This is a genomic window from Actinoplanes sp. NPDC048988 (assembly GCF_043197815.1).
In the GTDB taxonomy this organism is placed as follows: Bacteria; Actinomycetota; Actinomycetes; order Mycobacteriales; family Micromonosporaceae; genus Actinoplanes.
This window is the reverse complement of the sequence record NZ_JBICTW010000001.1, coordinates 822,970-835,001: the sequence shown is the minus strand read 5'-3', so window position 1 is coordinate 835,001 and position 12,032 is coordinate 822,970. Positions and strand designations below refer to the sequence as shown.

Below are 12,032 nucleotides of genomic sequence, written 5' to 3'. Positions count from 1 at the left end.
TGGACCGATAGTCTCAAAATTCGGCGAGTTGCGGCACCCTGTAGACCGGCCTAGGTGAGGAGACGATCATGTACCGGGGACTGATCGAGGCGTACCGGGACCGGCTGCCGGTCACCGACGCCACCCCCGTGGTCACGTTGCACGAGGGCAACACGCCGCTCGTGCCCGCCCCGGTGCTGTCGCAGCGCACCGGCGCCGACGTCTACCTCAAGGTCGAGGGGGCCAACCCGACCGGCTCGTTCAAGGACCGTGGCATGACCATGGCCGTGTCCAAGGCGGTCGAGGACGGTGCCAAGGCGATCATCTGCGCCTCCACCGGCAACACCAGCGCGTCGGCCGCCGCCTACGCGGCCCGGGCCGGCCTCACCTGTGCGGTGCTCGTGCCGCAGGGCAAGATCGCGCTCGGCAAGCTGGCCCAGGCCCTGGTCCACGGGGCCAAGCTGCTTCAGGTCAACGGTAACTTCGACGACTGCCTGGCGCTCGCCTCCAAGCTGTCGCAGGACTTCCCGGTCGCCCTGGTCAACTCGGTGAACATCTTCCGGCTGCACGGGCAGAAGACGGCCTCGTTCGAGATCGTCGAGGCGCTCGGCGACGCCCCCGACATCCACTGCCTGCCGGTCGGCAACGCGGGCAACATCTCCGCGTACTGGATGGGTTACCGCGAGGACAAGGACGCCGGTAACAGCACCAAGCTTCCCAAGATGTACGGGTTCCAGGCGTCCGGCGCGGCGCCGATCGTCACCGGCAAGGTCGTCGAGGAACCGTCCACGATCGCCACCGCGATCCGCATCGGCAACCCGGCCAGCTGGACCAAGGCGCTCGACGCCCGCGACGCCTCGGGCGGCCTGATCGAGGCGGTCACCGACCGGGAGATCCTTTCGGCCTACCGGGTGCTGGCCCGCGAGGTCGGCGTCTTCGTCGAGCTGGCCAGCGCGGCCAGCGTGGCCGGGCTGCTCCAGCAGGCGCAGGCGGGCAAGGTGCCCGCCGGCTCGCGGGTGGTCTGCACGGTCACCGGTCACGGCCTCAAGGACCCGGAGTGGGCCATCTCGACGGCCCCGTCGCCGACCACGATCCAGAACGACGTGCTGATCGCGGCCCGCGAGCTAGGCCTGGCCTGAGCCGCCCCACTGCTCGTCGGCGACCTTGACGAGCAGCAGCATCGCCTGAGCGACCCGATCGAGCTCCTCGGCTGAGAGACGGCTGAGGAGCGCGCGCATCTTCGCCTCGCCGGCGTTGAAGATGCTTCCGATGAGCTCGCTGCCCGACCGTGACAGCCCGATCCGGCGTACCCGCCGATCGTGCAGATCCTCCGTGCGGGTCACCAGGTCCTGCACGACGAGGCGGTCGATCATGCCGCTGAGCGCGGCGGCACCGACCCCGAGCAGGCCGGCGAGCTCGCCGAACGGCACATTGCCGTGCCGTGCGAGCAGCATGAGTATCTTGAGCTGCGACAACGTCAGGTGCGACGAGAACAGCGGATCGGCCTGGTCCTCGGCGATCAGGTCCTGGAGCCGATGCTGCGCGCCCATAATGTCCGCGATGAGCTGTTCTTTCTCGGCCACCGACGGCCCTTTCCCTGTGACGCTCTGATGGCCGTCCTGTTGCCATCTGGTGGCCGACGCTACCAGTGCCCCCCGGGGAAAAACCATTTGTTCGCGTCAGGCAAACTATTCATGCTGGACGAACTATTACCGGGGGAGCGCACATGTCATTTCTGACCCGGCTCAGCCTCGCCAACAGAGGCCTGGTCGCTCTAGTCGCCCTAGTCATCACCGGCTTCGGGATCTTCGCGATCCCGTCGCTCAAGCAGCAGTTGTTCCCGTCGATCGAGTTCCCCGCGGCCTTCGTGACCGCGACGCTGCCGGGCGCCGGTCCGGAGATCATCCAGGACCAGATCACGGAGCCGCTCGAGGACGCCGCCAAGGGCCTCGACGGCATCGACAGCGTCACCTCGAGCACCCGTGAGGGCGTCGCCACGGTCACCGTGGCCTTCGTCTACGGCACCGACATCGACTCGGCGGTCAACCAGCTCACCACCGCGGTCAACCGGGTGCAGCCGCAACTGCCCGACGACGTCGAGCCGACGATCTTCGCGGGCAGCACCGACGACATCCCGGCGATCGTGCTGGCCGCGTCCGGTGGCGGCGACGAGAGCGCGCTCCTCGACAAGCTGAACGAGACGGTCGTCCCCGAGCTGAACGCCATCGAAGGCGTCCGGGACACCACGATCACCGGGGCCCGCTCCCAGCAGGTAGTCATCACGCCCGATGTGGCCAAGCTGACCGCGGCCGGCGTGAACCCGCAGGCGATCACGACGGTTCTCCAGCAGAACGGCATCTCGGTGCCGGCCGGCGCCGTCAACGAGGGCGACAAGTCGCTGACCGTGCAGGTGGGCACCCCGATCACCTCGATCGACCAGCTCAAGCAGATCTACCTCACCGGCGCCCGGGGCCCGGTCCAGCTCGGCTCGGTGGCCACTGTCGAGAGCAAGCTGCCGGCCGCCACCTCGTACACCCGCACCGACGGCGCGGCCAGCCTCGGCATCGCGGTCACGGCGCGGCCCGACGGCAACCCGGTCGACATCTCGCACGAGGTGCGCGACAAGCTGGCCGACCTCGAGAAGGACTCCGGCGCCAAGCTGACGGTGGTCACCGACCAGGCGCCGTTCGTCGAGCGCTCGATCGAGAGCCTCACCACCGAGGGCCTGCTGGGCCTCGTGTTCGCCGTGATCGTCATCCTGATCTTCCTCATGTCGCTGCGGTCGACGCTGGTCACGGCGGTCTCCATCCCGCTGTCGGTGCTGATCGCGCTGATCGCGCTCTGGGTCGGCGACTACACGCTCAACCTGCTCACCCTCGGCGCGCTGACGATCGCCGTCGGCCGCGTGGTCGACGACTCGATCGTCGTCCTGGAGAACATCAAGCGACATCTGGAGTACGGCGAGGAGAAGCGCCACGCGATCATCACCGCCGTCCGTGAGGTGTCGGGCGCCGTGACCGCGTCCACTTTGACCACGGTGGCGGTGTTCGCCCCGATCGCCCTGGTCGGCGGCTTCGTGGGCCAGATCTTCTCGTCCTTCGCGATCACCGTGACCGTGGCCCTGATCGCCTCGCTCTTCGTGGCCCTCACGGTCGTACCCGTGCTGGCCTACTGGTTCCTCAAGCCGGCGCCGGCGGGCACCGACACCGAGGCGGTCCGCCAGAAGGCCGACGAGAAGGAGCGGCGCAACCCGCTTCAGCGCGGCTACCTGCCGGTGATCCGCTTCGCCACCCGGCGCCGCTGGGCCACGCTCTCGATCGGGCTGGTCGTGCTGATCGTCACGCTCGGCCTGGCCACCCAGCTCAAGACCAACTTCCTCGATCAGTCCGGTCAGGACTCGCTGACCATCAGCCAGGAGCTGCCGGTCGGCACCAACCTGGCCACCACCGACGCCGCGGCCAAGCAGATCGAGGGCGTGCTGGCCAAGACCGACGGGGTCAAGACCTACCAGGTCTCGATCGGCGGCGGCGAGTTCAACCCGTTCCTGGGCGGGGGCGGCGCCAGCACGGCCAACTTCAACGTGGGCCTCGAGGAGGACGCCGACGCCGTCGAGCTCACCGACCAGCTGCGCGCCGAGATCGGCAAGCTCACCAACGTCGGCGAGGTGACCGTCGGCGCCGACGACTCCGGTCTGGGCGGCGGCAACGAGCTCTCGGTCCAGGTCAAGTCGGCCGACGCGCAGGCGCTGACCACCGCCACCGACCAGGTGCAGAAGGCGATGGCCGAGACGCCGGGCGTCATCGATGCCACCAGCACGCTGGCGGCCAGCGTCCCGCGCCTCGACGTGGCGGTGAAGCGTGACGTCGCGGCCCGGTACGGGCTGACCGAGGCCGGCATCGCGCAGACCGTCTCGGGCGCCTTCCGCTCGGTACCGGCCGGCCAGATCTCGGTCGACGGCTCCAGCCAGGACGTCGTGATCTCGTTCGGTGCCGCGCCGGCCGACCCGGCCGCCCTGGCCAAGCTGCCGCTGACCACCGCCCGGGGCGTCGTGCCGCTGAGCCAGGTGGCCGACATCAAGCAGGTGAACGGTCCCGAGGAGGTCACCCGGATCGACGGCGAGCGCACGGTCTCGGTGACCGGCACCGCCACCGGCTCCGACCTCGGCGCCTCCACCCGCGATCTGCAGAAGAAGCTGGACGCGCTGACCCTGCCGGCCGGCGCCACGGCCACCATCGGCGGCGTCAGCGCCGACCAGGCCGAGGCCTTCCAGCAGCTGGGCCTGGCCGTGCTCGCGGCCATCGCGATCGTCTTCATCATCATGGTGGCGACGTTCCGCAGCCTGATCCAGCCGGTCATCCTGCTCGTCTCGATCCCGTTCGCGGCGACCGGCGCGATCATCCTGTTGCTGGTCACCGGCACCGCGCTGGGCGTGCCGGCCCTGATCGGTGTGTTGATGCTGGTCGGCATCGTGGTGACGAACGCCATCGTGCTGATGGACCTGATCAACCATTACCGGGCGCAGGGCATGGGCGTGCAGGAGGCGGTGATCGAGGGCGGCCGGCACCGGCTGCGGCCGATCCTGATGACCGCCATCGCGACCATCTTCGCGCTGTTCCCGATGGCGCTCGGCCTGACCGGCGAGGGGGGCTTCATCTCGCAGCCACTGGCCATTGTGGTCATCGGCGGCCTGGTCAGCTCGACGCTGCTCACCCTGGTGCTGGTGCCGACGCTCTACACCATGGTGGAGAACCGTAAGGAGAAGCGGCGGGCGAGGCGCCTGGCCCGCAAGGGCGGCGAATGGGCGGCGACCGAACAGGCGCCGGAGCCGCCGAAGGAGCCCGCCTCCGCGCTGCGCGGCTACACCGACCAGTTCGAGGTCCTGAAGATGCCCAAGCGCCAGGAGGGCTGACCGACCCTGACCGGTAGGTTCGGGTACGTGCCACAAGCGTTCTCGGTCCTTACCCGCAACAGGGACTTCCGCCGGCTCTTCGGAGCCGAGCTGGTGGTCTTCGGTTCCGACTGGTTCGTCATGGTTCCGCTGCTGGTGCTGCTCCCCGAGCTCACCGGCAGCGGAATCTGGGGCGGTCTGGTGCTCGCCGTCGACACCGGCATCAACGCCCTGCTTCTGCAGTTCACCGGCACCCTGGCCGATCGGTTCGATCGACGGAAGATCCTGATTCTGTCGAATCTGGCCGTGTTCGCCGGGGTGCTTCTGCTTTTCACGGTCCGCTCGGCCGCGACCGCGCCGCTGGCGCTGGTGGCGATCGGCCTGATGGCGATCGCGAAGGCGTTCTACTCGCCGGCCGCGTCGGCCGCCCTGCCGAACATCGTCGAGCCCGAGGACCTGTCCGCCGCCAACGCGGTCTCCGGCTCGACCTGGGGCACGATGACGATCGTCGGCGCGTCACTCGGCGGCGTGGTCGGTGCGGCGTTCGGGCCGTACGTCAGTTTCGGTGTCGCCGCGGCCTTCCTGCTCACCGGCGCGCTGCTCACCGCCGCGATCCGCCGGCCGATGCAGGCGCCCCGCGACGACGGCGCCGAGCCGCAACGGACGTCGCACGCGATCCGCGAGTCCTTCGGCTACCTGCGCGCCAACCCGCGGATCCGGGCCCTGGTCACCGTCAAGAGCGCGGCCGGCCTCGGCAACGGCGTGCTCATCGTCTTCCCGCTCATCGCCGGGATGCACGGCGCCGGCGTGCTCGGCGCGGGCCTGCTGTTCGCCGTCCGCGGCGCCGGCGCGCTGGTCGGGCCGTTCCTGCTGCGGCCGGTGCTGCGCCGCCGGTCCTGGCTCTTCCCGGGCCTCGCCCTGTCGATGGGTCTCTACGGCGTCAGCTACATCGGTGTCGCGATGACGCCGTGGTTTCCGGCCGTGCTCGCCCTCGTCTTCGCCGCGCACCTCGCGGGTGGCGCGAACTGGACCCTCTCGAATTACGCCTTGCAGGGCGAGGTGCCCGACCGATTGCGCGGCCGCGTCTTCGCCACCGACCTGATGCTGGCGACGACGGCCATCGCGATCAGCCAGCTCGGCGCCGCCGCGGTCGTCGACGTGGTCGACGAGCGATGGATCCTGGCCGGTTGCGGCCTGATCACCCTGCTCTACGCGATCGGCTGGCGGATCGCCACGCAGCGGGTCGGAAGGCCGTCAGCCGTCGGCTCGTGACCGGGCACTGACCAGGGCCGCGATCAGCAGGCCGAGACCGGCCGCGAAGAAGACCGCGAGCAGGAAGCTGATGATCGCGTTGACCACGCTGAACTGGGTCACCGACATGTCGAACGGACCCTGCGCGACGATCTGGGTGAAGACGGCGCTCCAGATCATCGAGGCGACGACCTCGGCCAGCAGCACACCGAGCCCGGCCCGGGCCAGCACGCCGGCGCGGCCGGACAGCCGCCGGCCCGGCATCGAGACGATGACCAGTCCCGCGATCAGGACGGCCAGAACCGGGAACTGAACCATGAGGATGCCGATGAACGGCCCGATCGCATACACGAGGCAGAACTTAGTGGGTGGGTGCGACAGGAAGGTTGATGATCAACCCCTAGCATGTGGCGATGGGCCTGACCTTCAGTAGCGAGCCGGTCTCCGTCAGCACGCCGGCGACCAGTGCCAACCTCGGGCCGGGCTTCGACACGCTGGGGCTCGCGCTCACCCTGTACGACGATCTGACCGCCCGCGTCACCGACGGCGGCTACACGGTCGCGGTCGAGGGTGAGGGCGCCGGCGAGCTGCCCGGCGACGAGACACATCTGGTGCTGCGCGCGATGCTCGCGACCTTCGACGAGATGGGCGAGCGGCCGGCCGGACTCGCCGTCGAGTGCGTCAACCGCATCCCGCAGGCGCGCGGCCTGGGCTCGTCGTCAGCCGCGATCGTCGGTGGCGTCCAGCTGGCCCGGGGGCTGGTCGCGGGCGGGCTGAGCCTGGTCGGCGACGAGGCCGCGCTGCGTGTCGCGGCCCGGCTCGAGGGCCATCCCGACAACGTCGCGCCGTGTCTGCTCGGCGGTTTCACCATCGCCTGGACCGAGGGAGCGGGGGCGCGCGCCGTGCGGCTGGCGGTGTCGGATCGCGTACACCCGACGGTCTTCGTTCCGAAGGAACGGGGATACACCGCGTCGGCTCGGGCCGCGCTGCCCTCGGCCGTGCCGCACGCTGACGCCGCGTTCAACGCCGGTCGTGCGGCGCTTCTCACGCACGCGCTGACCGCCGACCCCGGCCTGTTGCACGCGGCCACCGAGGACCGGCTGCACCAGGGCTACCGGGCCGACGCCATGCCCGGCACGGCGTCGCTCGTGGCGGCGCTGCGGTCGGTCGGCGTGGCGGCCGTGGTGAGTGGCGCCGGACCGTCGGTGCTGGCGTTGACCGAGGTCCCGGCCGATTTTCATCCGGGAACAGAGTGGCGCGCCGAGACGTTGGGCGTGGATGTCGCCGGTGCTCTTGTCAAAGGGAGTATGGTGGAACTCGCCTAGCGGGGCCCTGTTGCCGCAGGTCGTACGAGTTGACTACGCTCAAGACCAAGCACAGCCGCGAAGCGAGCGATTCTGCGGTTCGGCGCGCACCCCCGAGACTCTATGGCCTTCTGGCCGTCTCACCTCCTCAAAGGCACACGCCGAGCAGCATCGAAAGGTCGCTGCACTCGCCGAGACCTACTCGCCAAACTCTGACGAGCAGGGACACCGTCGAGCTGCCGTGCTGCACAAACTCCCGCGTCGCTCGTGCGAGGCGGGTACCGCGACACCCGGCCACCAGGCTGCAGAAACCGGGAGTCTCGGGCTTTTTCCGACGGAAGGAATCCATTGAGCGACACCACCGACGTGACGTCGGGTGTTTCTGACGTCGCTGACGCCGGCGCCGGCACCACCGCGACCGCCACGAAGCGCCGCCGAGGTGGCACCGGGCTGTCCGCGATGCTGCTGCCCGAGTTGCAGAGCCTCGCCGCTTCCCTGGGCATTTCGGGCACCGCCCGCATGCGCAAGGGCGAGCTGATCACCGCCATCACCGAGAAGCAGAGCGGTGGCGCCGCGGCCGAGAGCGCGCCGCGTCCCCGGAGCGAGGCCAAGGCCGCCGCCAAGGCCGAGGCCCCCGTGGCTCCCGCCGCCGAGGCGGCGCCGGTGGCCGAGGCGCCGCAGACCGCTGCCGCGCAGCCGGAGGCGGCGCCGGCCGCCGAGGGTGGCAGCCGTCGCGAGCGGGCCCGCCGTGAGCGTGCCCCGCGTGAGACGGCCCAGCGTGACACGGCCCCGCGCGAGACCGCGCCGGCCGTCGCCGCCGAGTCGGCCCCGGCCACCGTCGTGGCCACGGCTCCCGTTCCCGCGGTGACCGCCGCCGAGACGGAGACCGCGGAGCGCACCGAGCGGCCCGAGCGCGGCGAGCGCAACCGCGACCGCCAGCGCAACAACCGCGACGACCGGGGCACCCGCGAAGACCGGACTACCCGCGACGACCGGACCAGCCGCGACGACCGGACCAGCCGCGACGACCGGACCAGCCGCGACGACCGGGGTGTTCGCGACGACCGGGGTGACCGGGGCGAGCGCAACCGTGACGACCGTGACCGCGGTGACCGTGGCCAGCGGGAGGACCGGGGGCAGCGCGACGACCGCGGCCCGCGGGATGACCGGGGCGCCCGCGACGACCGCGGCCCGCGGGAAGACCGGGGCGACCGGGGTCCGCGTGACGACCGGAACCAGCGCGACGACCAGGGTCACGACGACGACGACAGCGACGGCGGGCGCCGTAGCCGTCGCAGCCGGTTCCGTGACCGCCGCCGTGGCCGTGGCGAGCGGGACGGCAGCGAGGGCGGCCAGCGCGACGGCGGCCGTGAGCCGCACGTGGGCGAGGACGACGTTCTCGTGCCCGTCGCCGGCATCCTCGACGTGCTCGACAACTACGCGTTCGTGCGCACGACCGGCTACCTGTCCGGCCCGAACGACGTGTACGTGTCGATGTCGCAGGTCAAGAAGCACGGGCTGCGCCGCGGCGACGCGGTCACCGGCGCCGTGCGGGCCACCCCCCGCGACAGCGGCCAGGGCGACCAGCGCCGCGACAAGTACAACCCGCTGGTCCGGCTCGACACCATCAACGGGATGGAGCCCGACGAGGCCCGGCGCCGTCCGGAGTTCTACAAGCTCACCCCGCTCTACCCCCAGGAGCGGCTGCGTCTCGAGACCGAGCCGCACATCCTGACCACGCGGGTCATCGACCTCGTCATGCCGATCGGCAAGGGCCAGCGGGCGCTCATCGTCTCGCCGCCCAAGGCCGGTAAGACGATGGTGCTGCAGGCGATCGCCAACGCGATCACCGAGAACAACCCCGAGTGCCACCTGATGGTCGTGCTGGTCGACGAGCGGCCCGAAGAGGTCACCGACATGCAGCGATCGGTCAAGGGCGAGGTCGTCGCGGCCACGTTCGACCGGCCGCCGCAGGACCACACCACGGTCGCCGAGCTCGCCATCGAGCGGGCCAAGCGGCTGGTCGAGCTGGGCCACGACGTGGTCGTGCTGCTCGACTCGGTGACGCGTCTGGGCCGGTCGTACAACCTGGCCGCGCCGGCCTCCGGCCGCATCATGTCGGGTGGTATCGATTCGACGGCGCTCTACCCGCCGAAGCGGTTTCTGGGCGCGGCGCGCAACATCGAGAACGGCGGCTCGCTGACGATTCTCGCCACCGCGCTGGTCGAGACCGGCTCGATGATGGACACGGTGATCTTCGAGGAGTTCAAGGGCACGGGTAACGCCGAGCTCAAGCTCGACCGCAAGATCGCCGACAAGCGGGTCTTCCCGGCCATCGACATCGACCCGTCCGGTACGCGTAAGGAAGAGATCCTGCTCGGCAAGGAAGAGCTGGCGATCATCCACAAGCTCCGGAAGGTGCTGCACTCGCTCGACTCGGGTGCCGCGCTCGACCTGCTCCTCGACCGCCTCAAGCAGACGAGGACAAACATCGAGTTCCTGATGCAGATCGCCAAGTCCACGCCTGGCGAGTAATAGCGCAAAACAGGACGCAGCTCCTCTTAACGGAGGGGCTGCGTCCTTTTTGTCGGACACCTTGTGTGCTTCCACCCGACCGGGGTCGTGCGAATCTCCCTGCAGCTCTAGTGGGAGGCGCTCGTATGAACGTGCCCGGCTACCGGGATACACCGTCCGAGACATGGGACCCGGCGGCGCCCGCCGATCCCGGTGAGGCCGAGGACTTCCTCCGGCAGTGCTACACGGAGAACCCCCGGCTCGGCCCGGTCGAGCCCCGGCTGGCCGTCGTCCGCGCGCAGATCGCGGCGACCGGCACGTACGTGCACACCACCGACGAGCTCGCGTACGGCGCGAAGATGGCCTGGCGCAACGCGAGCCGTTGCATCGGCCGCCTGTACTGGCGGAGCCTGATGGTGCTCGACCGCCGCCGGGCCCGTACCGCCGACGAGATCTTCTCCCTGCTCGTGCATCACCTGCGCACGGCCGGCGAGGGCACGATCCGGCCGGTGATCAGCATTTTCGCGCCGGCGGTGCCGGGACGGCCGTACGCCCGGGTGTGGAACGAGCAGTTGATCCGGTACGCGGGATATCGCGACGCCGGCGGATGCCCGGTGGGCGACTCGCGGCTGGCCGGGTTCACCGACGCCATGCGCGGCTTCGGCTGGCGGGGCAAGGGCGAACAGTTCGACGTCCTGCCGCTGGCGATCGAAACCCCGCACGAGGGGGTACGCCTCTACGAGCTCCCCGAGCGGGCCATCCGCGAGGTGCCGCTCACCCATCCCGAATTCGCCTGGTTCGCCGAGCTCGGCCTGCGCTGGCACGCGGTGCCGGCCATCTCCAACATGCGGCTGGCCATCGGCGGCGTGCACTATCCGCTGGCCCCGTTCAACGGCTGGTACATGGGCACCGAGATCGGCGCCCGCAACCTGGCCGACACCGACCGGTACGACATGCTGCCGGTGGTCGCGGCCCGGATGGGCCTGGACACCAGCCGGTCCTCGACGCTCTGGAAGGACCGGGCGCTGGTCGAGCTCAACCGGGCCGTGCTGCACTCGTTCGAGCGGGCCGGGGTGCGGATGAGCGACCACCACACCGAGTCCGAGCGGTTTCTCAAACACATCGAGAACGAGGAGCGGGCGGGCCGCCGGGTGCCGGCCGACTGGACCTGGATCGTCCCGCCGATGTCGAGCGGCGTGACCCCGGTCTTCCACCGCTACTACGACGAGGCCGACCTCAAGCCGAACTTCTACCTGGACGACGAGGCGGCGCGGTTAGCCCGCAACGAGCCGGAGCGGGGTGATGGCGCGTAGTGCCTCGGCGGTGGCGTCGTCGGCCGGGAGCTGGATCACCAGCCGCAGGCCGTGGTCGCCGGGCAGGGTCATGGTCTCGTACGACAGCCGCAGCGGGCCGGCCTCAGGATGGGCCAGGCGCAGCAGGCCGTGTGGGCGGGGCAGGCCCGGCACCCGTTCGGCCCGCTCGGTGAACTCGGCGCCGGCCAGCACGGTCAGCTCGTCCGCGAAATCCGGGCGGGTTGGGCCCGCCTTGAGTACCGCCACCTGCTCGTCGGCCATGTGGGCCCAGTCCGGATAAGCGTCCCGGGCGCGCGGATCGGCGAACAGATAGCGGGTCAGGTTGGGCGGATCGCCGTCGAGCAGGCCGATGGGGCCGGCCAGAAGACGGAAGCCCGAGGTGTACGCGATCAGGTCGCCGACCTGGTTGGTCAGCATCGCCGCGGCCGGTTCGAGCCGGTCGAGCACCGCCCGCAGGCCGGGCCGGACGGTCCGCATCGGGTCCTGGGCCAGCGCGCCGCAGATCAGCCTGGACGACTTGGTCAGCTTGTAGAGGTGGTCGCGCTCGGCCGCGGTCAGCCGCAGCGGGCCGGCCAGCGCGGCCAGCACCTGCGGCGACGGGTGTTTGTCGCGGCCCTGCTCGAGGCGGATCAGGTATTCCACGCTGACCCCGGCCAGCATGGCCACCTCGGCCCGGCGCAGCCCGGGCGTGCGCCGCCGGGTGCCCGGCGGCAGCCCGACCTCGGCCGGCGTCACCTCGGCCCGCCGCGCCCGCAGGAATGTGCCCAGCTCGTTGTCGCCCAC

General features: G+C 70.5%; 9 protein-coding genes. 6 read left to right on the top strand and 3 right to left on the bottom strand.

What is annotated here, in order from left to right:
- The first annotated feature begins 68 nt into the window (after positions 1 to 68).
- The gene (gene thrC / locus ACGFJ7_RS03530; RefSeq protein WP_360242729.1) at positions 69 to 1,118 is read left to right on the top strand and encodes a threonine synthase; all 1,050 of its coding nucleotides are present in this window, start codon (positions 69 to 71) and stop codon (positions 1,116 to 1,118) included.
- Here thrC and ACGFJ7_RS03525 read toward each other — a convergent pair.
- Positions 1,104 to 1,562, bottom strand: coding sequence for a MarR family transcriptional regulator (locus ACGFJ7_RS03525; RefSeq protein WP_360242726.1), 459 nt, complete (start codon positions 1,560 to 1,562; stop codon positions 1,104 to 1,106). The two genes, thrC and ACGFJ7_RS03525, sit on opposite strands and share 15 nt — an antisense overlap.
- Positions 1,563 to 1,705: 143 nt before the next feature.
- Between ACGFJ7_RS03525 and ACGFJ7_RS03520 the strand changes: the two genes are divergently transcribed.
- On the top strand, positions 1,706 to 4,888 hold the full coding sequence (locus ACGFJ7_RS03520; protein ID WP_360242723.1) for an efflux RND transporter permease subunit: 3,183 nt from the start codon (positions 1,706 to 1,708) through the stop codon (positions 4,886 to 4,888).
- 27 nt (positions 4,889 to 4,915) lie between these two features.
- Positions 4,916 to 6,139, top strand: coding sequence for an MFS transporter (locus ACGFJ7_RS03515; protein ID WP_360242720.1), 1,224 nt, complete (start codon positions 4,916 to 4,918; stop codon positions 6,137 to 6,139).
- Here the strand turns inward: ACGFJ7_RS03515 and ACGFJ7_RS03510 are convergent.
- Positions 6,122 to 6,469 (bottom strand): hypothetical protein, encoded by a 348-nt coding sequence (locus tag ACGFJ7_RS03510; RefSeq protein ID WP_360242717.1) that lies wholly within the window; start codon positions 6,467 to 6,469, stop codon positions 6,122 to 6,124. The genes ACGFJ7_RS03515 and ACGFJ7_RS03510 overlap by 18 nt on opposite strands.
- A 62-nt stretch (positions 6,470 to 6,531) precedes the next feature.
- Between ACGFJ7_RS03510 and thrB the strand changes: the two genes are divergently transcribed.
- From thrB to ACGFJ7_RS03495, 3 genes are all read left to right on the top strand, one after another.
- Entirely contained in the window at positions 6,532 to 7,443 is a 912-nt protein-coding gene (gene thrB / locus ACGFJ7_RS03505) for a homoserine kinase (RefSeq protein ID WP_360242714.1), read from the top strand.
- 327 nt (positions 7,444 to 7,770) lie between these two features.
- Complete coding sequence (rho, locus tag ACGFJ7_RS03500) at positions 7,771 to 9,957, top strand: transcription termination factor Rho (protein ID WP_392640651.1); 2,187 nt, start codon at positions 7,771 to 7,773, stop codon at positions 9,955 to 9,957.
- Positions 9,958 to 10,082: 125 nt separating this feature from the next.
- Positions 10,083 to 11,249, top strand: coding sequence for a nitric oxide synthase oxygenase (locus ACGFJ7_RS03495; RefSeq protein ID WP_360242708.1), 1,167 nt, complete (start codon positions 10,083 to 10,085; stop codon positions 11,247 to 11,249).
- Here the strand turns inward: ACGFJ7_RS03495 and ACGFJ7_RS03490 are convergent.
- The gene (locus tag ACGFJ7_RS03490) at positions 11,211 to 12,032 is read right to left on the bottom strand and encodes a helix-turn-helix transcriptional regulator (protein WP_392640648.1); all 822 of its coding nucleotides are present in this window, start codon (positions 12,030 to 12,032) and stop codon (positions 11,211 to 11,213) included. The two genes, ACGFJ7_RS03495 and ACGFJ7_RS03490, sit on opposite strands and share 39 nt — an antisense overlap.